This is a genomic window from Enterobacter sp. CRENT-193, assembly GCF_002787395.1.
Lineage (GTDB): Bacteria > Pseudomonadota > Gammaproteobacteria > Enterobacterales > Enterobacteriaceae > Enterobacter > Enterobacter hormaechei_C.
Window position 1 is genome coordinate 3,158,126 of record NZ_CP024812.1, and the last position, 21,928, is coordinate 3,180,053.

General features: G+C 55.6%; 20 protein-coding genes. 10 read left to right on the plus strand and 10 right to left on the minus strand.

The features are described from left to right. Nucleotides 1-4 precede the first annotated feature (4 nt). Nucleotides 5-1,399, minus strand: a complete 1,395-nt coding sequence (locus CU081_RS15800; protein WP_003856944.1) for a cytochrome ubiquinol oxidase subunit I — start codon at nt 1,397-1,399, stop codon at nt 5-7. A 393-nt stretch (nt 1,400-1,792) separates the two neighbouring features. Here CU081_RS15800 and ymcF point away from each other — a divergent pair, with 393 nt between their 5' ends. The 3 genes from ymcF to patD all read left to right on the plus strand — a co-directional run bounded on the left by ymcF (nt 1,793) and on the right by patD (nt 5,052). Next, a complete protein-coding gene (ymcF, locus tag CU081_RS15805; RefSeq protein ID WP_003856945.1) occupies nt 1,793-1,981 on the plus strand; it encodes a cold shock small protein YmcF in 189 nt (62 codons plus the stop codon). Between the two features lie 82 nt (nt 1,982-2,063). Further along, a complete protein-coding gene (locus tag CU081_RS15810) occupies nt 2,064-3,488 on the plus strand; it encodes an aminotransferase-like domain-containing protein (RefSeq protein WP_003856948.1) in 1,425 nt (474 codons plus the stop codon). A 139-nt stretch (nt 3,489-3,627) separates the two neighbouring features. Then, nucleotides 3,628-5,052 (plus strand): aminobutyraldehyde dehydrogenase, encoded by a 1,425-nt coding sequence (gene patD / locus CU081_RS15815; protein ID WP_003856950.1) that lies wholly within the window; start codon nt 3,628-3,630, stop codon nt 5,050-5,052. Between the two features lie 35 nt (nt 5,053-5,087). Here patD and CU081_RS15820 read toward each other — a convergent pair whose 3' ends face one another. The 3 genes from CU081_RS15820 to CU081_RS15830 are packed head-to-tail and all read right to left on the minus strand — an operon-like array spanning nt 5,088 to nt 5,981. Next, a complete protein-coding gene (locus CU081_RS15820) occupies nt 5,088-5,270 on the minus strand; it encodes a DUF1869 domain-containing protein (RefSeq protein WP_003856955.1) in 183 nt (60 codons plus the stop codon). Nucleotides 5,271-5,273: 3 nt separating this feature from the next. Next, complete coding sequence (locus tag CU081_RS15825) at nt 5,274-5,627, minus strand: DUF1971 domain-containing protein (protein WP_003856958.1); 354 nt, start codon at nt 5,625-5,627, stop codon at nt 5,274-5,276. Nucleotides 5,628-5,654: 27 nt separating this feature from the next. Continuing rightward, entirely contained in the window at nt 5,655-5,981 is a 327-nt protein-coding gene (locus tag CU081_RS15830; RefSeq protein ID WP_015570441.1) for a DUF1971 domain-containing protein, read from the minus strand. Nucleotides 5,982-6,224: 243 nt separating this feature from the next. On the opposite strand from CU081_RS15830, the gene CU081_RS15835 reads away from it, so the two are divergent. Together CU081_RS15835 and CU081_RS15840 are read left to right on the plus strand one after the other, a co-directional pair. Continuing rightward, nucleotides 6,225-6,398, plus strand: a complete 174-nt coding sequence (locus CU081_RS15835; protein ID WP_003856960.1) for a GhoT/OrtT family toxin — start codon at nt 6,225-6,227, stop codon at nt 6,396-6,398. 86 nt (nt 6,399-6,484) lie between these two features. After that, a complete protein-coding gene (locus CU081_RS15840) occupies nt 6,485-7,243 on the plus strand; it encodes an alpha/beta fold hydrolase (RefSeq protein WP_003856961.1) in 759 nt (252 codons plus the stop codon). Nucleotides 7,244-7,276: 33 nt separating this feature from the next. Here the strand turns inward: CU081_RS15840 and CU081_RS15845 are convergent, their stop codons facing one another. The 3 genes from CU081_RS15845 to CU081_RS15855 are packed head-to-tail and all read right to left on the minus strand — an operon-like array spanning nt 7,277 to nt 13,771. Further along, nucleotides 7,277-9,451: a virulence factor SrfC family protein gene (locus CU081_RS15845; RefSeq protein ID WP_022651247.1), complete on the minus strand. Its 2,175-nt coding sequence runs from the start codon at nt 9,449-9,451 to the stop codon at nt 7,277-7,279. Then, a complete protein-coding gene (locus tag CU081_RS15850) occupies nt 9,448-12,429 on the minus strand; it encodes a virulence factor SrfB (RefSeq protein WP_003856965.1) in 2,982 nt (993 codons plus the stop codon). The genes CU081_RS15845 and CU081_RS15850 overlap by 4 nt, the downstream gene beginning before the upstream one ends. A gap of 4 nt (nt 12,430-12,433) precedes the next feature. After that, the gene (locus tag CU081_RS15855) at nt 12,434-13,771 is read right to left on the minus strand and encodes an SrfA family protein (protein ID WP_022651246.1); all 1,338 of its coding nucleotides are present in this window, start codon (nt 13,769-13,771) and stop codon (nt 12,434-12,436) included. 282 nt (nt 13,772-14,053) lie between these two features. On the opposite strand from CU081_RS15855, the gene CU081_RS15860 reads away from it, so the two are divergent. Next, nucleotides 14,054-15,652 (plus strand): ABC transporter substrate-binding protein, encoded by a 1,599-nt coding sequence (locus CU081_RS15860; RefSeq protein ID WP_003856968.1) that lies wholly within the window; start codon nt 14,054-14,056, stop codon nt 15,650-15,652. Between the two features lie 74 nt (nt 15,653-15,726). Then, complete coding sequence (locus CU081_RS15865) at nt 15,727-15,960, plus strand: YdcY family protein (protein WP_003856971.1); 234 nt, start codon at nt 15,727-15,729, stop codon at nt 15,958-15,960. A gap of 3 nt (nt 15,961-15,963) precedes the next feature. On the opposite strand, the gene CU081_RS15870 is transcribed toward CU081_RS15865, so the two are convergent. Both CU081_RS15870 and CU081_RS15875 read right to left on the minus strand, forming a co-directional pair. Then, a complete protein-coding gene (locus CU081_RS15870; RefSeq protein WP_003856973.1) occupies nt 15,964-16,413 on the minus strand; it encodes a DMT family transporter in 450 nt (149 codons plus the stop codon). After that, nucleotides 16,410-16,928 (minus strand): GNAT family N-acetyltransferase, encoded by a 519-nt coding sequence (locus CU081_RS15875; RefSeq protein ID WP_003856975.1) that lies wholly within the window; start codon nt 16,926-16,928, stop codon nt 16,410-16,412. Before CU081_RS15875 ends, CU081_RS15870 begins: the two co-directional genes overlap by 4 nt. A 148-nt stretch (nt 16,929-17,076) precedes the next feature. Between CU081_RS15875 and CU081_RS15880 the strand changes: the two genes are divergently transcribed. From CU081_RS15880 to CU081_RS15890, 3 genes are all read left to right on the plus strand, one after another. Next, a complete protein-coding gene (locus CU081_RS15880) occupies nt 17,077-17,652 on the plus strand; it encodes a helix-turn-helix domain-containing protein (RefSeq protein ID WP_003856978.1) in 576 nt (191 codons plus the stop codon). 66 nt (nt 17,653-17,718) lie between these two features. Then, nucleotides 17,719-18,753 carry an NADP-dependent oxidoreductase gene (locus CU081_RS15885; RefSeq protein WP_003856979.1) on the plus strand — a complete coding sequence of 345 codons (1,035 nt, stop codon included), beginning with the start codon at nt 17,719-17,721 and terminating at the stop codon, nt 18,751-18,753. 259 nt (nt 18,754-19,012) lie between these two features. Continuing rightward, entirely contained in the window at nt 19,013-19,681 is a 669-nt protein-coding gene (locus CU081_RS15890) for a GntR family transcriptional regulator (RefSeq protein WP_003856981.1), read from the plus strand. Between the two features lie 122 nt (nt 19,682-19,803). Here CU081_RS15890 and pqqU read toward each other — a convergent pair whose 3' ends face one another. Then, complete coding sequence (pqqU, locus tag CU081_RS15895; RefSeq protein ID WP_039268903.1) at nt 19,804-21,921, minus strand: TonB-dependent receptor PqqU; 2,118 nt, start codon at nt 21,919-21,921, stop codon at nt 19,804-19,806. Between the last annotated feature and the right edge of the window lie 7 nt (nt 21,922-21,928).

The following is a 21,928-nucleotide window of genomic DNA, read 5'->3' on the forward strand; positions in this document are numbered from 1 at the left end:
ACGGTTACTCCTTAAATTCAGTGGTGACGGCAGAAAGCGGACGAGCAGGGCGGCCATCGGATTCAGTCGCGAAGGATTCATGGGGCTGCGGCCCTTTTTTAATCAGACGCACCATATAGCTGTAACCCACGCCGAATACCGCGGTATAAACCACGAAGAAGGCCAGCAAACTGATGCTCATGTGCAGATCGCCATGCGCGGAAACCGCATCCTTCGTACGCTGTAGTCCATAGACGACCCACGGCTGGCGGCCGACCTCCGTTGTTACCCATCCGGCGAGGATCGCGATCAGCCCGGACGGTCCCATCAGCAGGGCAAACCACAGGAAGGAACGTGATGTATAAAGGCGCTGTTTGTAACGCAGCCAGATTGCCGTCACGCCCAGGAGCAGCATCAACATCCCCAGGCCGGCCATGATGCGGAAAGACCAGAAGACAATGGTGGCGTTCGGGCGATCTTCTTTTGGGAACTCCTTCAATGCCGGAACCTGTTTATCGAGACTGTGGGTCAGGATCAGGCTGCCGAGAGCGGGAATTTCCAGGCCAAAACGGGTCCGTTCCTGCTCCATATCCGGCCAGCCAAACAGCAGCAGTGGAGTAGGCTCACCCGGCGGATTCTCCCAGTGACCTTCGATGGCGGCTATTTTCGCTGGCTGGTGTTTTAAGGTATTAAGCCCGTGCATATCCCCCACCAGCGCCTGGACTGGGGCCACGATTAACGTCATCCACAACGCCATGGAGAACATAGTGCGAATAGCGGGGGTATTGTTTCCGCGCAGCAAATGCCAGGCCGCGGAGGCACCAACAAACAGTGCGCTGCTGAGAAATGCCGCTATCGACATGTGCAGCAGGCGGTAAGGGAAGGAGGGGTTAAACACCACGGCAAACCAGTCCACCGGAACGACCTGACCGTTGATGATTTCATACCCTTGCGGTGTCTGCATCCAGCTGTTTGACGAGAGGATCCAGAACGTAGACATGAGGGTCCCCAGTGCGACCATGCAGGTCGAAAAGAAGTGCAGCCCCGGCCCGACCTTATTCCAGCCAAACAACATCACCCCGAGGAACCCCGCCTCAAGGAAGAACGCGGTAAGCACTTCATAGGTCAGCAGGGGGCCGGTAATACTGCCCGCGAACTGCGAAAACCCGCTCCAGTTGGTGCCAAACTGATAAGCCATCACCAGGCCGGAGACCACGCCCATCCCAAAGTTGACGGCGAAGATCTTTGACCAGAAATGGTACAGCGATCGCCAGACGGGATTTTTTGTTCTCAGCCACAGCCCTTCCAGCACGGCGAGATAGCTCGCCAGGCCAATGGTTATCGCCGGAAAAATAATATGAAAGGATACGGTAAAGGCGAACTGTATTCGCGCAAGATGAAACGCATCTGGACCAAACATGCATTGCCTCAATGTTAAACGGTGTACTGTTATGATAAAGAGGGGGGGAATGAGATATCAGAAGCAGAAATTGATAATTTATCTATAACAGTTGTGTGAAAAGGTGAACTTTATCTGGCTGATATAGCTAACAAGTAAGAATAAAAAATTTCTTTTTATGATTATTACGCATTAAACAGCTTGCTTTGTCGCCAGCAACATGAGTTAATGGATTTCTGGTTTTGAATCCAAATAAATATCTGACGTAGTTTTATAAAGCAGTTCTCATCACGTTGTGCCTCTCCGCAGCCTCTCTTGGGTCTTTATCTACATTCCGATTAGTTTTGTATCGAACCATTTTTTGCCTGATCGGCTCATGAGTAATTTACGTTTTTACGTTTACAGGAGAATCCTATGACTTCTTATATCCATTTCCGCTGCCCATGCTGTCATGGCTCGCAGTACCGCACCTCAGCTTTTGATGTGTCTGACAAAAATCCGTTCGGCGCGAAATGCATTTTCTGCAAATCGCCAATGATCACGCTCGACCACCTGGCCGCAGCGCGTTCGGCTCAGAATCACATTACTGAGTACCGCAAGTAATCTGCCGCGTTTCCCATAACAGTTAGCAAAATCTTCTCTTTTTCTCCTGCTGATATACACTGTCAGCAATAAGGAGAATCTGATGAAAAAATACCAGCGTCTGGCGCAACAAATTATCTCGCAGATTGAGCTTGGCGTATGGTTGCCGGGCGATAAGTTACCTTCTCTGCGAGAGCAGGTGGCAAGCAGCGGCATGAGTTTTATGACCGTGGGCCACGCGTATCAGATGCTGGAAAGTCAGGGGCGCATTGTTGCCAGACCGCAGTCAGGCTATTACGTTGCCGCGCGCCCGACCACACACCAGCCTGCACCGCCCGCGCAGGTGATGCGCGATGAAGTGGTCGACATCAACACCTATATCTTCGACGTGCTACAGGCCAGCCGCGACCCCTCCGTTGTCCCTTTTGCCTCGGCGTTTCCCGATCCGCGCCTTTTCCCGCTTCAGCAACTCAACCGATCGCTGGCTAACGTCAGCAAAACGGCTACCGCCATGAGCGTGATTGAAAACCTGCCGCCGGGTAACGTCGACTTACGTCATGCCATTGCCCGTCGCTACGCTCAGCAGGGAATGAATATCTCCCCGGATGAAATTGTGATCACCGCGGGTGCGCTTGAGGCGCTCAACCTCAGTTTGCAGGCTGTGACTGAACCAGGGGACTGGGTTATCGTTGAAAATCCCTGTTTTTATGGCGCACTCCAGGCGCTTGAACGTCTGAAACTGAAAGCGCTGTCGGTTGCCACTGACGTGCGTGAGGGCATCGATCTCAGTGCCCTTGAGCAGGCATTAAATGATTATCCGGTGAAAGCCTGCTGGCTGATGACCAACAGTCAGAACCCGCTCGGCTTCACGCTGAGTGCAGAGAAGAAAGCTCAGCTGGTGGCGTTATTAACCCGGCATAACGTCACGCTGATTGAAGACGATGTTTACAGCGAACTCTACTTTGGCCGCGAAAAGCCGCTTCCGGCAAAGGCCTGGGATAAGCAGGATATGACGTTGCACTGCTCCTCATTCTCCAAGTGTCTGGTGGCTGGTTTTCGTATTGGCTGGGTGGCGGCGGGAAAACATGCGCGCCGTATTCAGCAGTTGCAGCTGATGAGTACGTTATCCACCAGTTCTCCCATGCAGCTGGCGCTGGTGGATTACCTGGCGACCAAACGTTACGACGCCCACCTTCGCCGCCTGCGACGCACGCTTGCTGAACGCAAACAGCAGGCCTGGCAATCGCTTTTGCGCCATATGCCTGCCGGCGTCAAAATCCATCATAACGACAGCGGCTACTTTTTATGGCTGGAACTGCCTGAACAGCTGGATGCGGGGCGGTTGAGTGAGAAGGCGTTAACCCATCAAATCAGCATTGCGCCCGGCAAGATGTTTTCCACCTCCAATATCTGGACACCGTTTTTCCGTTTCAATACCTCATGGGGATGGGGCGAGCGGGAGGAGCAGGCGGTCGTCCAGCTGGCGGGGGTAATCCGCGAAATGATGCTGCACCCAGTCACACCTTGATGAAAATTCCTGAAGCGACATGACGCGCGGTCTACCTTTAGTAAGGGAGTGCGGATTGGTGACGTGACGTTGTCACGTACATGTCCGCCAGAACGTGTGCTGACAGCGAAAACAATGTCGATTTCAACAGGACGATGCTATGCAAAATCAATTGCTGATTAATGGTGAACTGGTGGCCGGCGAAGGTGAGAAGCAGGCGGTTTATAATCCTGCCACGGGTGAAGTGCTGCTGGAGATTGCTGAAGCGTCGGAAGCACAGGTGGACGCTGCCGTCCAGGCTGCCGATCGCGCGTTCACAGAGTGGGGACAAACGACGCCGAAAACGCGCGCCGAATGTCTGTTGAAACTGGCTGATGTGATAGAAGCCAACGCTGACGCGTTCGCAAATCTGGAATCCCTTAACTGCGGGAAACCGCTGCACTGTGTCCAGGGGGACGAGATCCCGGCCGTGGTCGATGTGTTTCGCTTCTTTGCCGGGGCCGCCCGCTGCCTGAACGGGCTGGCTGCCGGAGAATACCTCGAAGGACATACTTCGATGATCCGCCGCGACCCGGTTGGCGTTGTCGCCTCTATTGCGCCCTGGAACTATCCTCTGATGATGGCCGCGTGGAAGCTGGCGCCCGCGCTGGCGGCGGGAAACTGTGTCGTCATCAAGCCGTCTGAAATCACCCCGTTGACGGCGCTGAAGCTGGCGGAACTGGCGAAAGATATCTTCCCGCCAGGCGTGTTGAACGTGCTGTTTGGTCGCGGCAAAACCGTAGGAGATCCGCTGACCGGTCACGAAAAAGTCCGTATGGTTTCTCTCACCGGCTCTATTGCTACCGGAGAACATATTATCGGGCATACCGCATCTTCAGTTAAACGTACCCATATGGAATTGGGCGGAAAAGCGCCGGTCATTGTCTTTGACGATGCAGATTTGGATGCCGTGGTTGAAGGCGTGCGTACGTTTGGTTTCTACAATGCTGGTCAGGATTGTACCGCAGCCTGTCGTATCTATGCCCAGAAGGGGATTTACCCCGCGCTGGTCGAAAAGCTGGGCGCAGCCGTTGCCAGCCTGAAAATGGGCGCGCCGGACGATGCTTCAACCGAGCTGGGCCCGCTCAGCTCCGCAGCGCATCTTTCCCGCGTTTGTGCTGCCGTGGACGAAGCCAAAACCCTTGGACATATCCGCGTCGTCACCGGTGGCAGTAAAAAAGAGGGGGCAGGATATTACTTCCAGCCAACGCTGCTGGCCGGGGCGAAGCAGGAAGATGCGATCGTCCAGCGAGAAGTGTTTGGCCCGGTGGTCAGCGTGACAGAATTTGAGGATGAAGCGCAGGTGCTGAACTGGGCTAACGATTCGCAATACGGCCTGGCCTCGTCCGTCTGGACAAAAGACGTCGGACGCGCCCATCGCCTCAGCGCACGGTTGCAGTATGGCTGCACCTGGGTCAATACCCATTTTATGCTGGTGAGCGAAATGCCGCACGGCGGGATGAAGTTATCCGGTTACGGAAAAGATATGTCGGTTTACGGCCTTGAAGATTACACGGTTGTGCGACATGTCATGTTTAAACACTAAACCCTCATGCCCGGCGCAGTGCCGGGCGATTCAGCTTACCAGCCACATACCTCGTGTTCATTTTCCGTATCGTAGGCGCGAACGGTGTTCACCAGATCCTTCACGACATCTGCCGCGACGTCCGGAATCAACAGCTCCATTGGCGCTTCTGTTTCATAATCCACTGACACGCCGTTGCTGTTGTTGGTGACGGTCACGGTATAGGTAGCCTTACCCATTATTTACTCCTTATGCGTGTTGACCACTTTACCGATGCCCGCACCGCTGAGCGTGACGGCAGGATCCGCGAAAAAGTCGATATTAAAATAGGTGTCGTCGGTCAGAAGCTCAATGCGGTGCCATTTTTGCGGTGGGGAGATGCCAAAAGAACCGGCCTCAATAACCACTTCCAGATCGGGCTCGGTGGCGTCGCCATCGGCAAAGCCAAAGTAACGCACCGCACCCTGCATGACGGACAACCGACCGTACACGCCGGCTTTGGTGTTGTGATGGGTAAAAAGCGCTTTTGGGGCGGTCTCTTTATTCCAGAACGGCGTCGAGCGGGTATGAACAAAGTTTTCAGGAATACGTAACATCATAGTTTCCTTCATGTTGGCGGGTGCTTAAAGGGATTTAAGCACCTCAGGTTCAACAAAGAATTCAATATTGAACAGGGTGTCGTCGGTCATCACCTCAATGTGGTGCCATCTCTCTGGCGGGAAAACGCCGAAACGACCCGCTTCAATGACGAGCTCGCTGTCAGGCTCAGGTGTAAATTCATCAGCATAGCCCAGATAACGCACTGCGCCACGCATCACCGAAAGGCGAGGGTAAACGCCCGGACGCGTGCCCGTATCCAGGTGACGTTTAAAAATGCCGGCGGGGGCCGTTTCTTTGTTCCAGAAAGGCGTGGAACGGGTGTGAATACAACTCTGCGGAATGCGTAGCATGTTTCCTCCCTTAAAAGCCTGCTGTTATTAAACTGCTTTCTGCGGGGATGGATTTATCAAAAAGTGCATTTAATTTGCATGTTATCAATAATAACCGTTTTGCTTTACCCGGCGTTGTTACACAAGGTACTCAGTTGTTATTATCCATAGTATTTAAGTGGTTATGATGTAACGAAAAAACTTGATCTGTGTCAACATATGACGCATATTGCGTGCGGTTATTTTTCGGCTCAGGTAAACAGAATGACGTTGTATCAAAAGATGTTGGTGTTCTACGCAATCATGGCCTCCATCTGCGCATTAATCACCTGGTTCCTGTCTAAAGATCGTAAACGTATTCGCCTGTTGAGCGCATTCCTGGTGGGATCTACCTGGCCGATGAGCTTTCCTGTTGCCCTGTTGATCTCTCTTTTCTGAAGCACGCTTCCAGAATCAGCATCCAGACATAGCATTCCATACATTGAGGCTGTATAAATATACAGTCTGTCATACATGGAGTGCTTATGAACAGTTTCTATTCGCAGCAAGCAGGCTGCACTGTGCGCTGGCAGGATCTTCCCGGTTTCGGTGACCCGGTTGTGTTTATCCACGGGTTGGGCTGTGCATCGTCGTATGAATATCCTCGTATTGTCTGTGATACTCGTTTCGGGGGGCGCAGAGCCATTCTGATCGATCTTCCCGGTAGCGGTTACAGTGACAAACCTGACAACTACCGTTATCGCACGAGCGAACAGGCGCAGGTGGTGGTTGAACTGTTAAACCATCTCGGCCTGGATAGTCTATGGCTCTATGGTCATAGCATGGGGGGGAGTATCGCGATCGAAACGGCAACGCTGTTAACGTCGCGCGTTAAGGGCCTGATAGTGTCTGAACCCAATTTTCATGCGGGTGGCGGGATGTTCAGCCGGGCAATTGCGGCCCAAACGGAACAACATTTTCTGGCTCAGGGCTATGATGACATGCTGCGGGCGGAAACGTCGCCGTGGGCTGGAAGCCTTCAAAGTAATGCCCCCTGGGCCGTCTGGCGCGGCGCAACAAGCCTGGTCGAGGGCGTTAAACCTGACTGGGAACACCTGTTCTTGTCATTGCGCTGCCCGGTAATGTTAGTTTTTGGTGAGCGATCCCTGCCTGATGACGATTTTAATCGTCTGCAACAAAACGGCGTTGCTGTAAAAATTATCCCTGATGCGGGCCATTCAATGTCCTGGGAAAACCCGTCAGCGTTGGCTCAGGCTTTGTCTGGCTTCATAAACGGCTCATGAATGGGCAGCCCGCATTGTTGCGGGCTGGAATGATTAAGACAGCAAGGCAGACAAGGCTTTCCGTGCCGCAGGCTGAACGTCATACGGACACTGATAATCCACGTTCTCAATCGCGCGGGTGTAGAGCGCAACCAACCAGTCATAAACATAGGCTGTCGCCGCATGGACAGGCTGCTCGCCAAGTCGGGTAAGACGGGGTGAAGCGCTGCTCACAACGGGCGTCACAAAAATTGGCTCACCTTTGCGGATCCGGCTTGCAGGCCGTTCAGAAACGGGTGTCAGTTCATAGCCAAGCCAGCTAATGAAATTGCCTGTCGCGGCATGCAGCTGCGCGGCGCTGCTTTTATCTTTTTCTGCAATGCGTTGCAGTTGCAGCGGCAGATCCAGCCGATAGCTGGTAACGATCAGCACATCCGCAATCTGCTGTAATACCTCTGCGTCCAGGCCCAGACGGGCAGCCGCCGCGTCGTTGCGACTCCACTGACGAAGATGGTTAACCCACACGTTATGGGCCAGCCGCGCTTTGTCTTTGGTCTGCAACGCGCCTTGATTTTCCTGCGTATCTTCCGCAAACAGATCGATAACATCGTTAAACAGGCCGTTGACCTGTTCCTCACGAGGCTGGTGGACGGTCAGCAGCGTCTCAAACGCGTTTAACGGCGGCAGAAGCCCCTCAAGCAGTTCACCATGACGAGCGGCACTGCCTTGCAGCGTTCGGACCATTTTTTCGGCCATTGCCCGCCCTGCGCCTGGCTCCTGAGTGAGAGGCGCGACATATGGGCGCATCAGCGTTGACAGCGACTCTAGTAACAGCCTTTTCAGCGCGCGGAGACGCTTCTGGCGCTGTGCCGGCAGGGTAGCCTGCGACAGCCACTCAATCACTCGCTGCATGCTGTGGCTATTGAGCGCCTGAAGCGTGCCCCAGCGCAGACCCGGCTGGCCCAGCAATTGCTGCACCGCTTCGTCCAGATTCTGCTTTGTGGTAAACCGCGCATCATGAGGGGTAATGGCCCAGACCAGCCCCGGCAACGCGGATTCTTCAACCGGCTGCGTCTCTTTGACCCAGTTTTGCAGGAGCCTTGCCGTTTTCGCGGTCTGCTGGTGGTGCGCCGTTGCATTGCAGATAACCAGGACATCCGGCTGAATGTGCTGACGATAATGCTCCAGCAACCACAGGCATTTTGCCTGCATCATCAGCGGCGTGTTTTCCTCAGAAATGGCCGGAATATCAATGACGTCAACGGTATCCAGCACGCAGTTCTCAACGGGCAGCACAACTTCGCGGGTCAGAGATGCCAGTACATCAACTGGCAGGCTAATGGCGTTAAGCAGCTCGCCGTTTTTTACCGGATGAAGCAGTGTTTCCTGTGCTTCCGGCACGGTAAACGCCCCGTGAGTAAGAAAGCCTTCGCAGGGTAGACCAAAGCTGTCCACCAGCAGACTCAACGGCGCCGCAAGTGCGCTGGCATGGCTGGTTTGATGCAGCACCTGGGCGAATTTAAGCCACTGCTGGGTTAACTCCTGCTGCTCACCCCACAGCAGAGACCAGACGCTGGCGCGGGTGCTGAGATCAAGCGACGGAACCAGCAGAGCAAACTGGTGCCACAGGGCATCATCAATATGCTGCTTAGCGCCGGGTACTACGCTTTGCCAGAACCGGGCAATGGTCGCGACTTCCCGCGCCGTCATTCCCGGCACGCTCTGCGGTTGACGCAGCACCCGCCACTTCTCAAGCCGGGCTTCAATCACCGATTTATCCACCGCGCGGATCTGCGGATCCAGCGTGGTGCGCGCGATAAACAGCTGCACCAGCTCGGCCTCCGTTACCAGGCGCAGGCGCAGGGGAAACGCGTCGTCTGCGACCTCGCGGGACGCTCTGCTGAAACGCACGGCCATGTTGGTCGGTGCATGCCCGGGGTTAATATGCGAGAAGTAATCAAAAGTGCGTTGACCCGGCGTTACGTTCAGCCGTTCGTCCCCGCTGCCGCACAGGGCAGCCAGCAGGTGCGCTTTCGCGGCCTGCGAGTGGCCATATAGGCCGATACTGCCCTGGCTGACAAGGGCGCGATCGAGCGCCTCTTCACGCGCGCTTAGTGCGTTAAGGCGGGCAAGCAGGGCGTCGGCTTCGTTATCCAGCATCGGGGCGTGCTGTCGCGTCTCGTTGATCCACCCGATTAAGGCCTGAGTGGTGGCAGTCGTCGCAGTCATTTGAGGTATACGCTCCCGCTGTCGATCCAGTAGTGGCTGCCGCTGTGTCGGCGATCGGCCAGAGTATTCAGTTTAAAGGTCAGGGCATCCGGCGGCACTGGCGTGCCGTCCTGTAGCCAGGCATCACTCAGCTCGAAAGATTCCGGACCTTCCTGCTTAGTGCCGCCACGCAGCTTCAGGCGCACGTTCAGTACGCCGTCGCCCGCAATGGCTTTCGCCAGCTCGGCAGAGTTGATGCTCAGGGTATAGAGCGGTGTCGCGGGCCAGCGGGCATTGGCCAGCTGCCGGAAGCCGAGCGTAACGTTGCCGCGCAGCGGGAAGTGCAGACGGGCGTCCAGTTTCGCGCCGGGTTTATCGAGGTCGATATCGTGATACCAGACGTTCTCGTCCCGCAGGGTATTGATCGTGTTATCCAGCACGCCCAGATAGCGCACCGTAGAGTACGCGCCGATATCCGCTGCTTTAAAGTTAAAACGCGGCAGACGAAGATCCAGCGCCAGGCTACAGAGCATCGCTCCTACCGCAGCGGTGGATTTCGGGTTGCCGATCCGTCCCTGCTGGCTGAACGGATACCATTCATGAACCTGATATTTATCCAGCCAGACGATGCGGTTGACGGGCACCGGTTGCAGGTGGCGAATCAGGGCCTGAACGCCCGGCAGGCAGCCCGGCCGTCCCGTGATCAGCAGGATATCGCAGCTGTAGTGAGAGATCGCCTCACATACCGCATGAAGCGGGGCGGCAAGCGTGAACTGACCCGCCAGCATGGCGTCCCGCATCTCCCGAAAGCTGACGTGCAGCGGTACGCTGAACAGATCAAAGTGTTCTGAGCCGGCAGGCAACGCATGGTCAATCGCCTGCTGGAGATAATTCATCACGTTGCGCGTCGGTTTTTGCGTAAGCAGGTCGCCAAAGGTGGCATGCAGCCCGGCCAGCGGATCGTCAACATCGCTCGATTCCCACGCCGCCAGGATCGCGTGACCTATCGGCATAAAAAGCTGAAGCGCCGTCTGCTGGCGCAGGACCGCCTGGGTATCGATCCGCCCGGAATCACCGAACAGGGATGCCATCAGTTGGGAGGCATCGGCTATGCCGGATTTCTGAAGCTGGGTTTGCAGCGCGGGCAGAACGTAGCGCTGGATCACGTCCAGCAGCGTATCATCGCCAGCGACCTTGAACCCTTCGCGGAACAGCAGCTGCGGGGTGATTTTGACGTTATTTCCGGAACCATCATCTAACTGATAGTGCGTGATGGCCATATCCGTCGTGCCGCCGCCGATATCAATCGAGGCCACGCGCAGCGCACGCCCCGGCAGGACGCCAGGCTCAGGCGCGCGATCCGGACGGGCGAGGGAGGCGAAAAAGGCCTCGGTCTGGCCACCGAAATGGGAAATGGCTTCGTTATACAGCCACACCAGCTGGCCGCAGCTGGCCTCGTCCCACTCCATCTGGATCTCAGGGACCGGCACCACGCTTTTTTCCTGCTGCTTGCGGCTGGCAAAATCTTCATCCTGCGGGTGCCAGCCCATCGCTTTCCAGACGATGGCGATGGCTTCGAACATGCGGCGACGGAAAATCTCGCGCTCCTGTTTCGGCATTGCCGAAGGCAGGGTGAGGATCAGCGTCCGCAGCTGGCGGGGAGAGGCCGGGAAGCCGAGCCGCAAGCGGGTGGCCACGCTGTTAATCTGGCCAAGCGCCTGAGCCAGCAGCTCGCAGAGCATGTGCGTCATCAGGGTGCTGCGGCTGTACTGCGGAGAGAACACCGGCAGACGCTCATCCTGCGGCAGCGTAAAGAGTGGTTCCCCGTCGTCGTTCATCAGGTTCATCAGCGGAAACGCAGTTGCCAGCGGTTCGCGCTGGGTTTTGCTGTTCATCTGGCTAAAGCGCCAGTCCTGCACTACCGGCGTCTCGTCCCACAGATAGCGACGCGGGCTGGAAATTCCACTGTTGCCTTCCGTGCCCAGACGCTGCATTGCCAGCTTACGCGCTTCATCACCCACGCGGACAATGGACGGCCAGACGAATGCATCCTCCCGGCCGCTTTCCACCGAGAAGTGCTGCTTGCCAAAACGCGCTTCGGAAAATTCAAGACGGCTGGTAAACAGCGGCTCATTCAGGAACTGTGGCTCACTCAGAGATCGTACCTGAAGTTCAGCCGTCTGGCGCAGGCCGTCGTTGGCATCACCATGATCTTCAATAATCACGCCGCAGGTGTGGGTGTTGCCTACGTCAAGGATCAGATCGACAGGAATAGCAGGGGTGCTCAGGGTATGGGTGACAAACTTCACTTCCGGCACGGTGAGTTGTTCCCCGAGCATGGAGAGCAGGTTGAGCCAGTGTGCCTGATATTCAAAGCTGCGCATGGCCTGATGCAGCTCCCGCTCGGAGCGTTTTTCAACCCCGTCGGCAAACTGCGTAAAGGCTTCGCGCAGCCAGCCGTCAATCCAGGTCTGGTCAAGGAAACTCTCAACCTCACTGTCGCGCCAGGCGAGCGCGAAACGCGTGCCGTTAAGGATATCGTTTTCAACCGGCGACAGCGCAGACGTCGCATGCTCTGCAATCTGGCTGTCGAGCGCGACGGTGACCCGGTGCGTATTGCCAGCCGCGTCGGGCGTGGAAAGCTTTCGTACCTGGACGCGCGCCCAGTTATCCGGGCCATCAACAAACGTCCGCGGCGGGTTAAAGCGCAGGAAAGGGAGCGGCAGCCAGACGCCGTCCAGCACGTTCAGGGAGTTATGCAGTGGAATGGTGCTTTCAGGCTTGACCACTTCCGGCTGCCCGCCATCGGTGGCAGGCAGCGTGTACCGGCCGTTAACCAGATCAAAATCCAGGCGCAACAGCGGGCCATTTGCCGTTTTACGCACGAAACGCCCGTTGCTGGCAGTGTCCTGCGGAGTCAAGCCAAAATCGAGAAACTGCACGCCGCTGTTAGCAATCAGCGTCACGCTCTGTTTATAGTCGCAAAGATTAACCAGCATAGGATCAGACACCTGCTTTCTTGAACGTCAGAGGAACGATGGTGTTGGCATCGTAACGTGCGGTGCATTCCGCCACGTCGCTGGCACCTGCCTTACAGGTCACTTCCGGCATCGGATAGCGTGAACCGTCGGTGCAACGAGCGTTTCCGCGCGTTTTGATCAACAGCTCGCCGTTGCTGTGTAATCCGGAAAAGACGTCTACCCGGCAGACAATGTTGTCGCCATGCACAACCCGGGCGAAACCTTTATTGTTCTGGATCTGGTAGCGCAGCGACGGCGGTTTGCCGGTGAGCGGATCCTGCACATCGAGAAACGCGCGCCAGGTGCCATTCAGGAAGCGCGTTAACCCCGCTTTGACCTGGTTTGCCTCCATCACCATCGCATCTTTCGGTATCGCGGTAATGACCACTGGTTCGGCTGCCGGTGCAGGCGTTTTCACCTTCGGCTCTACCACTTCGGCCTGGTGCAGCGGGAGTTTCAGCTCAAGCGGCTCGACCGTCTTTACGGGGGCCGGAGCAATGGCGACAGGCACTGGCGCTGGTGTGGCAACAGGCGCTGCGGTCGGGGCCTGTTTTGGCCAAAGCAGCGGGGTGGCAATGGCCGCAATAATGACGGCGGCAACCGGCAGCAACCACAGGGGGGAGCGACGTTTTTTCTGCATGGCCGCCGGTGCGGGCTCTGGCGGCGCGGCGTTCATGCGCACCGGCTCTGGCGTATACAGTTCATCTTCGGTGATACGGACGGTAGCCACAGGCGTGATAAGCGGCGCGTCGGCCTGCTCAAAGGTCACTACCGGGGCCGGTTCTTGCTCCTGTTCAGGTTCAGGCTCGTTAATCACCACTGGCTCAGGTTCAGGGACCAACGATTCGCGCAGGCAGTCCAGCACGTCGTCGCGCGCGTTCTCGTTAAGATTGACGAAACCCCAGAAGCAGATCACCGGTTTGCCATCCACCAGGAAAACAAAGTTTTCACCGGGAAACTGAAAGGCTTTTGAGAGCAGAGAGCCAAACAGTTGCTGCGCCGTTTTCGGTGACTGAAGGCATTTTTTACTCAGAGACTCCACGCTGGCGAGCGTGTTTTCCAGATAGCGTAGGGCGCGATAACGATCATCTTCATCCGCCGCCTTCCAGCTGGAGACGGTTCCCTCAACCGGGGAGTACCAGTCAACGCGATCGCCGCCGTCGTAGACCTGGGGGATGGCCAGACAGTCGACGATAGCCTGTTGTTTGCGCAACCGAAGCGCTTCGCGGATTTGCAGCGCTGATTCAAAAACGGCCTGTCCGCCGCCACCAACGGCCTGAAAATCATCCAGATTACCGCTGCGTAAAAGTGTTTTTGCCACGATTTGGTCCTGTAGACTTCTTCACGCCATTACTTTAACGAAACAGCTAAGCAAGCAAACGGCGGAGGAGACGATAAAAGGGACGATTTCTTGCGGCATTGATCGTGATGGTTGTGCTTGACGAATAATGAACCTTAAGGCAAATCGGTTTCTGCGGGGTGATGCTAAAACCAGCGAAATGTACGGCTTTAGAATAACCTGATAGTGATTCGTTATTTGTCAGGCCAATACGTCTGTGCTGTTATTACTGCTCACTATAATAAAACCGAAAGGGTAATAACCATGTCTACAGGGAAAACCGTGCTCGCCCTCGCGCTGAGCGCGCTGCTACCGGCAAGCGCCGCATGGGCGGCAAATAAAGACACCATTATCTACTGCTCCGAGGCGTCGCCGGAGTCGTTTAACCCGCAGATCGCCAGCTCTGGACCTTCGTTTGTCGCCAGCTCGCAAACGCTGTATAACCGTCTGATTAACTTCGACCCGGTAAAAAACACGCCGGTGCCTTCTCTGGCCGAGTCGTGGACCATTTCGCCAGACGGCAAAACATACACGTTTACCCTGCGTAAAGGGGTAAAATTCAACAGCAATAAATACTTCAAACCTACCCGTGATTTTAACGCTGATGACGTTATTTTCTCCGTTATGCGTCAGAAAGACCCTAAGCATCCCTATCACAATGTTTCCCAGGGTAATTACGAATACTTTAATGACGTGGGCCTCGACAAGCTCATTCAGGATGTGAAAAAGATCGACGATTATCACGTCCAGTTCACGCTGAGCGAACCCAACGCGGCGTTCCTGGCCGACTGGGGAATGGACTTCGCCTCGATCCTCTCTGCCGAGTACGCGGACGCGATGCTGAAAAAGGGGACACCTGAAAATGTGGACACCTGGCCAATCGGCACCGGCCCGTATGTGCTTCAGCAGTACAAGGTGGATTCGCTGATCCGCTACGTCGCCAATCCGAACTACTGGGACGGTGAGGTGCCGACCAAACACCTGATCTTCTCCATCACGCCAAACGTTGAGACGCGTCTGGCGAAGCTGCAAACGAACGAGTGTCAGATCATTCCTGCGCCGTCGCCGGTGCAGTTTGAAGCGATCAAGAAAAACAAAGACCTGACCCTGCACTCGGTGGATGCGCTGAACGTGGGGTACCTGGCGTTCAACACGGAGAAAAAACCGTTTGATAACGTGCTGGTGCGCCAGGCTCTGAATTACGCGACGGACAAAAAGGCCATTGTGAACGCGGTCTTTATGGGGTCTGGTACGGTCGCTAAATCGCCGATCCCGCCGAACATGCTCGGCTTTAATAAAGACCTGAAAGATTACGGCTACGATCCGGAAAAAGCGAAAGCGCTGCTGAAGCAGGCGGGTCTGGAAAAGGGCGCGGAAGTGACCCTCTGGTCCATGCCGGTTCAGCGTCCGTACAACCCGAACTCACGACGCATTGCGGAGATGATCCAGGCTGACTGGGCGAAAGTGGGTGTGAAGGCGAAAATCGTCTCTTACGAGTGGGGTGAGTACCTCTCCGGCATGCGTAAAGGCGAGCATGATTCCGCGCTGTTCGGCTGGATGTCTGATAATGGCGATCCGGACAACTTCGCCGATGTGCTGCTGGGTTGTAACAGCATCAAAACCGGATCTAACGCCGCGCGCTGGTGTGATAAGGGGTATGATGAGCTGGTGCAAAAGGCCAAACTGACCAGCAACCCGGACGAACGTGCGAAGCTGTATGGACAGGCACAGGAGATTTTCTATCAGCAGGCACCGTGGATTGCGTTAGCTAACGGCAAAACGTTCTACGCGACCCGCAGCAACGTGACCGGGTACAGCGTGAGTCTGATGGGCAGTGACTTCTCGAAAGCGAAGCTGAACTGATCGTATTCTTGCCGGGGGGCGGCTATGCCTTACCCGGCCTACAGTTAGCACCCGGCACGTGATAAGGAGTGACAATGTCACATTTAAACAAAGTTATCGCCCGCGTCGATGCCACCATCGAAGAGAGCGTGATTACCCACATGAACGAACTGCTGATCGAATTAAGCGACGATGCAGAGCTCAGCCGTGAAGATCGTTATACCCAGCAGCAGCGCCTGCGTACCGCGATTGCGCATCATGGCAAGCAACATAAAGAAGAGGCGGAGGCACGCCATGCCCACCTCACGCAGGGTGGGACTATCCTGTAAGGGTTAAAACTGGCGCCGTGCCACCAGCCAGGCGCCAACCACCAGCATCACTGCGCCGCAGACCGGGCCAACCAGCGCGCGCAGGGGAACGCCGTTGCTCTTGAGGATGTCCATCACCAGACCGCCAATCAGCTGGCTTGCCACCAGTACGGCAATGGTCGTTGCCGCGCCCACATTCTGATATCCGCTAATACTGGCAAAGACAAAAAATGACCCCAGCAGGCCGGGGATCAGTGTCCACCAGCGCACCGTTGACGCCAGTTCGTTAAACCCCGCCATGCCATTTTTCACCAGCAACATGCTGACAAACAACACAATCCCCACCAGCGAGTTCAGCAGCATGGCGATAAGAATGGTGGAAGAGGATTGCGTAATGCGCACCATAAGGGTGTTTTGTACCACCAGCCCAATCCCGGCGGCCACCAGAAATGCTAACGTCAACGATTGATTCATGGCAGAGCATCCGGATCGCTGCGCTCATCGAGCTGGAGTTGCATAAAGGTTAAATCCAGCCAGCGACCGAATTTGGTTCCTACCTGCGGCATATTTCCGGTGGTAATAAAGCCCAGGGTTTCATGCAGATGAATCGACGCCTGGTTCTGCGCCTCAATACCGGCAACCATCACATGTTTACCAATCTGGCGGGCTTCCTTAATTAATTCCGTCATTAGCAGTCGACCAATGCCTTTGCCCTGATGATCGGGATGAACGTAAACCGAGTGCTCCACCGTATGGCGAAAACCGTCGAATGCTCGCCAGTCGCCAAATGAGGCGTATCCCGTCACTACACCTTCTTCTTCACTGACCAGCACCGGATAACCCAACAGCGTGCGCGCCTCAAACCATGCAATACGGTTATCGGTATCGACAGTTGTATCGTTCCAGATGGCGGCGGTGTGCAGCACCGCGTGGTTATAAATTTCACCGATAGCGGCACAATCTTCTTTGCAGGCATGACGAACAATCATGGTTAACCTCTGGCTGTGTTGTTCACTATAGTAGTATGGTTTTGTCACAATATTACACAGTTCATGTATTCCATCGCTACGACAAAATCCCTGTTTTTTTGTCACAAAACTCCCCCGAAAAACCATCCGTACACTATAGTATGACGTCATGAATACAATGACAGACAATATGAATCAACGCATTAGCGCCCGCATACGCCTTGAACGCGAGTCGCGTGGCTGGTCATTAAGCGAACTGGCCGAACGGGCAGGTATCTCACGCGCCATGATCCATAAGATTGAACGGGGTGACAGTAGCCCAACGGCGACGCTGCTTGCGCGGTTATCCGGTGCCTTCGGTATTAGCATGTCTACGCTCATTGCGCGCGCGGAAATGCAGGAGGGCAAACTGTTACGTCTGGCGAACCAGCCCGTCTGGCGCGATCCGCAAACCCACTATTTGCGTCGCCATGTGTCGCCGCGCACCGATATGCCTATCGACCTCGTCCAGGTGGAGCTACCCGCAGGCAGCGATGTGCCGATGCCCGCTTCCTCTTACGCGCTGGCGCGACAGCTGATTTGGTTGCAGGCAGGTGAACTGGTCTTTCTGGAGGGGGATACCCGCCATGAAATGAAGGCCGGAGATTGTCTGGAACTCGGGCCGCCGAACGACTGCCGGTTTATCAACGAAACGGATGAATCGTGCCTCTATCTGGTCGTGCGGCTTAATCAGTCCGGCTCATAATGCAAAGGCGATCCGCAGGATAACGTGCCAGACTTGAATGACATTTTCAGCAGTAAGGAGCGAAGAATGAATCAATCAACTACGCAAAACCGACGCTGGGTACTGGCTTCCCGTCCACACGGCGCGCCGGTTGCCGAAAATTTCCGCCTGGAAGAGCAGCCGATCCCCACGCCCGCAGAGGGACAGGTGTTATTACGCACCGTATGGCTCTCGCTTGATCCGTACATGCGGGGCCGTATGAGCGATGCGCCATCCTATTCACCTCCTGTCGAGATTGGTGCGGTGATGGTGGGCGGCACGGTAAGCCGCGTCGAGACCTCCCGCCATCCGGATTATAAAGAGGGTGAATGGGTGCTGGGTTACAGCGGCTGGCAGGAGTATGAACTGTCCGACGGGCAGGGGCTGGTGAAGCTGGGTGAAAACCCGTCGCATCCTTCATGGGCACTCGGCGTGCTGGGGATGCCGGGCTTCACCGCGTATATGGGGCTGCTCGATATCGGCCAGCCTCAGGCAGGGGAAACCCTCGTCGTGGCGGCGGCCACGGGGCCGGTTGGCGCAACGGTGGGGCAGATCGGTAAAATCAAAGGGTGCCGGGTCATCGGCGTGGCTGGCGGGGAGGAGAAATGCCGTCATGCGGTCGACGTGCTCGGTTTCGACGCCTGTCTGGATCACCATGCGGATGATTTTGCCGAACAGCTGGCGAAAGCCTGCCCGCAGGGCATTGACGTGTATTATGAAAACGTCGGCGGTAAAGTCTTTGACGCCGTACTGCCGCTCCTGAATACCTCCGCGCGCGTGCCGGTTTGCGGACTGGTCAGCGGCTACAACGCGACCAACCTGCCGGAGGGGCCGGATCGCTTGCCGCTGCTGATGGGGACCATCCTGAAAAAACGCATCCGCATGCAGGGCTTTATCATCGCTCAGGACTATGGTCATCGTATCGGCGAGTTCCAGCAGGAAATGGGACGCTGGGTGAAGGAAGGCAAAATACACTATCGCGAGCAGGTCACCGAAGGGCTGAACGCGGCGCCGGAGGCGTTGATTGGGCTGCTGGAAGGGAAAAACTTCGGCAAGGTCGTGATCCGCGTGGCGGCGGACTAAACAGAGCATCGGTTATGGCGGGCAAAGTCCGCCATAATTATTTGTGAAGATACGATATATTGTCTTTAATTAATCCATAAGCATTGCGCGCCATCGGCCCAGCTGAGCCAGAAGTGGTAAACGTAATATTAATTGAACAATTTTTATTTTAACGCGCGCCCTTCATACCAGGCATGACGATACAGGATATATCAAACCGGCGATGTTTTTTTAAACAGTCGCTGAAAATGGCATTTTGTTTTGGCTACGGGAATTAAACATGCTTGATTTGGAAAACCTGGAAAAAGCACAAAGAATCAGTCTGACGATGCAAGTTGAGAACAGTTTAAAGGGAGCGTTAATTACGGGCTCATTAAAACCTGGGGCTCGACTCATCACGAAAGAGATTGCGGATAAATTAGGCACCAGCATCACACCGGTGCGCGAAGCCCTGCTGCGCCTGGTGTCGGCAGGCGCATTACAGGCCACGCCTGCTCAGGCGTTTTTGGTGCCAGAGGTTACGCTGGAGCGTTATAACGAAATTAACGCCATTCGAAAACAGCTTGAGCCGATGGCCGTTGCGGCGGCGTGTCAGAATATGACCGAGACCAAACTGGATGCATTACGCGCGCTGTCAGATAACTTCAGCACCGCCATGCATCAGGGCGACGTGCAGAAGGCGATCCATGCCAACCGCGTGTTCCGGTTTACGCTTTATCAGTATGCCGAAATGCCGACCCTGAACTCGCTGATTGAGCAGCTCTGGGTACGGATTGGTCCGTGTATCAACTACCTGCACGAAGAGATGAAAGATATCCCTGCAACGACTTACCATTATGCCGATCTGCTTTCTGCGCTTGAGCAAAGGGACGTGACGGCCAGTCGGGAAGCGATCGACCGAGCCATTGATGAAGCTAATATCCTCCTGCAACGGCAATACTACAGTTAAGGATCGCACTGGCGCACTTATTTTTTTATTCGTTTTAAACTTCCCTGAGTATATTCCCGGCGCTTAAGGCTACCGGGAATGATGTTATTTTTTACCGGCAACGTGCGCTGCCGGAAAATGTTTTACTCAAAGCGATAAGAGACCGACAGGCCCACGCCATAGTTACGGCCAGGGGCGGGTTCGTAATAGCGATTGTAGCCGGCGTTTACAATCTCTGAACCGACGTACTCTTTATCAAACAGGTTATCGACGCGACCAAAGATGTCCATTCCCCATTTGCCGTAATTGAGTTTATACCCGGTATTCAGACCGACCACGGTATAAGAGGGCGCTTTGGCGGTATTGGTGTCGTTTGCCATCACGTCGCTCATGTAGCGGGCATCTGCCCCCGCGTACCAGCCTTCCTCAGGCTCCCAGCCAAACGACGCATACCCCATGTTACGGGCAATCCCCGGCATTCGGTTGCCGCTACAATCTGCTTTATCGCAGACGTTGGTACGGTAGGTCGCGTCAAGGTAGGTCCACGCCATTTTCAGCTTCCAGTTCTCGGCAAACTGCTGATCTAGCGCAATTTCAACACCCTGACGGCGCGTTTTACCGGCATTTTTATAGCTGGTACGGCGTTCATTGTCTTTATCTACCACGATCTCATTATCGGTATCCGTGCGGAACAGCGCCGCCGTCAGGATGCCATTGCCGATGCGGGTTTTGCTGCCAATCTCATAGGTGTTGTTGGTTGACGGTTGCAGGTTGATATTGAGGCCGCCTTTGCCATCAGAACGGTATGAGAGTTCGTTGATGGTAGGGGTCTCAAATCCCCGTCCCGCCGCGGCATACAGGTTCCAGGCGTCGGTCACGGCGTATTTCACCGCACCAGCCGGGAGCCATTTATGGTAGCTGGCGTCACCGCTGTCATCGCCGTTTTGCGGGGTAATGTAATGATCGTTGGAGTCAAACCAGACGGAGCTGTAACGCACGCCCGCCTCAACGGACAGCTTTTGCGTGAGCTGCCATTGGGTTTGCAGGTAGGGATCAAGGTTCCACATCAGGTTACGTTCGTCACGGCGTTTGTTACCCTTCACGCCAAAATCCGGCACGCCGTTGTTCATCACGAAGTTTTCATACCCGCGGCGATTTTCACTCATATTTTCGTAGTTCAGGCCGGTGGTAAACGTTACCGGCACCAGCAGCTCACCGCGGTGGGTCCAGCGGGTATCAATACCCTGATAGTGGCGCTGCATATCAATTACGCCACCCGAATGCGCAGGATTTTCAGTCTGCGCGGTATCCGGAATGGACTGGTACTGGGTCATTTCACGCTCACCGGCGTACATCATCACGCTGAGGTCGTCCTGTTCGCTCAACTGACGGTCGTAGCGGATCCCGGCCTGGGTCTGCTTAATGGTTTTACGCGTGTTGTACTGATCGCCACGGGGGGACTGGCGTGGGTTGTTCTGCCACTCCTGATAACTCAGTCCGCCCGGATCGTTGGCTTTCATGTCGACGCTGTTAAAAATCAGCGTTAGCTTGCTGACATCATCAATGCGTACGCCCAGTTTCGCATTGGCGAGGTTTTTCCGTGCGCCGCTGTGGTCGCGATAGCCATGGGTGGTGAAGCGGGTTGTGGATACCGCATAGTCCACATCCCCCGCCTGAGTCCCGTCGCCCACCGCACCGGTGGCCTTCATGCCGTAACGCCAGGTGCCGTAACTGCCGTAATAGCTGCTGGCTTCAATTGTGGCTGGCTGTTGTCCGGTCTGGGTGTTGATGTTGATTACGCCGCCGGAGGCATTGCCGTACAGGGCAGAGAAGGGGCCGCGCAGCACGTCGACGCTCTCAATGCTGTTGAGGTCTATGTTTGACGTCTGCCCCTGGCCGTCGGGCATGGTTGCCGGAATGCCGTCCACGTACATGCGGATCCCGCGTACGCCGAAGGTTGAACGCGCGCCGAATCCGCGAACGGAAAGTTGCAGATCCTGAGCATAGTTCTGGCGGTTCTGGATTTGCAGGCCAGGCACGCTCCCAAGGGATTCAGAAAGGTTGATGCGCGGTGTGGCATGTCGCATATCCTCGCCGCTCACCACGCTGACTGCTGCCGGGGTGTCCAGTTCGGAGACGGTTTGCGGCGTGGCGCTGACGATCAGGGTCTGTTCATCCGCGGCCATCGCACTCAGCGGGCCAAAAATGACGGGAACGAACAGCAGGGGTAGTGATGCCTTGCGGGCAGTAATAATTTTCATGGAGTAA

Coding starts and splice junctions, on each gene's coding strand:
- ymcF (WP_003856945.1), top strand. CDS start 1,793: ATGACTTCTTATATCCATTTCCGCTGCCCATGCTGTCATGGCTCGCAG.
- CU081_RS15875 (WP_003856975.1), bottom strand. CDS start 16,928: ATGATTGTTCGTCATGCCTGCAAAGAAGATTGTGCCGCTATCGGTGAA.
- CU081_RS15885 (WP_003856979.1), top strand. CDS start 17,719: ATGAATCAATCAACTACGCAAAACCGACGCTGGGTACTGGCTTCCCGT.
- CU081_RS15830 (WP_015570441.1), bottom strand. CDS start 5,981: ATGCTACGCATTCCGCAGAGTTGTATTCACACCCGTTCCACGCCTTTC.
- CU081_RS15810 (WP_003856948.1), top strand. CDS start 2,064: ATGAAAAAATACCAGCGTCTGGCGCAACAAATTATCTCGCAGATTGAG.
- CU081_RS15880 (WP_003856978.1), top strand. CDS start 17,077: ATGAATACAATGACAGACAATATGAATCAACGCATTAGCGCCCGCATA.
- pqqU (WP_039268903.1), bottom strand. CDS start 21,921: ATGAAAATTATTACTGCCCGCAAGGCATCACTACCCCTGCTGTTCGTT.
- CU081_RS15825 (WP_003856958.1), bottom strand. CDS start 5,627: ATGTTACGTATTCCTGAAAACTTTGTTCATACCCGCTCGACGCCGTTC.
- patD (WP_003856950.1), top strand. CDS start 3,628: ATGCAAAATCAATTGCTGATTAATGGTGAACTGGTGGCCGGCGAAGGT.
- CU081_RS15800 (WP_003856944.1), bottom strand. CDS start 1,399: ATGTTTGGTCCAGATGCGTTTCATCTTGCGCGAATACAGTTCGCCTTT.
- CU081_RS15835 (WP_003856960.1), top strand. CDS start 6,225: ATGACGTTGTATCAAAAGATGTTGGTGTTCTACGCAATCATGGCCTCC.
- CU081_RS15865 (WP_003856971.1), top strand. CDS start 15,727: ATGTCACATTTAAACAAAGTTATCGCCCGCGTCGATGCCACCATCGAA.
- CU081_RS15890 (WP_003856981.1), top strand. CDS start 19,013: ATGCTTGATTTGGAAAACCTGGAAAAAGCACAAAGAATCAGTCTGACG.
- CU081_RS15820 (WP_003856955.1), bottom strand. CDS start 5,270: ATGGGTAAGGCTACCTATACCGTGACCGTCACCAACAACAGCAACGGC.
- CU081_RS15840 (WP_003856961.1), top strand. CDS start 6,485: ATGAACAGTTTCTATTCGCAGCAAGCAGGCTGCACTGTGCGCTGGCAG.
- CU081_RS15850 (WP_003856965.1), bottom strand. CDS start 12,429: ATGCTGGTTAATCTTTGCGACTATAAACAGAGCGTGACGCTGATTGCT.
- CU081_RS15845 (WP_022651247.1), bottom strand. CDS start 9,451: ATGACTGCGACGACTGCCACCACTCAGGCCTTAATCGGGTGGATCAAC.
- CU081_RS15870 (WP_003856973.1), bottom strand. CDS start 16,413: ATGAATCAATCGTTGACGTTAGCATTTCTGGTGGCCGCCGGGATTGGG.
- CU081_RS15860 (WP_003856968.1), top strand. CDS start 14,054: ATGTCTACAGGGAAAACCGTGCTCGCCCTCGCGCTGAGCGCGCTGCTA.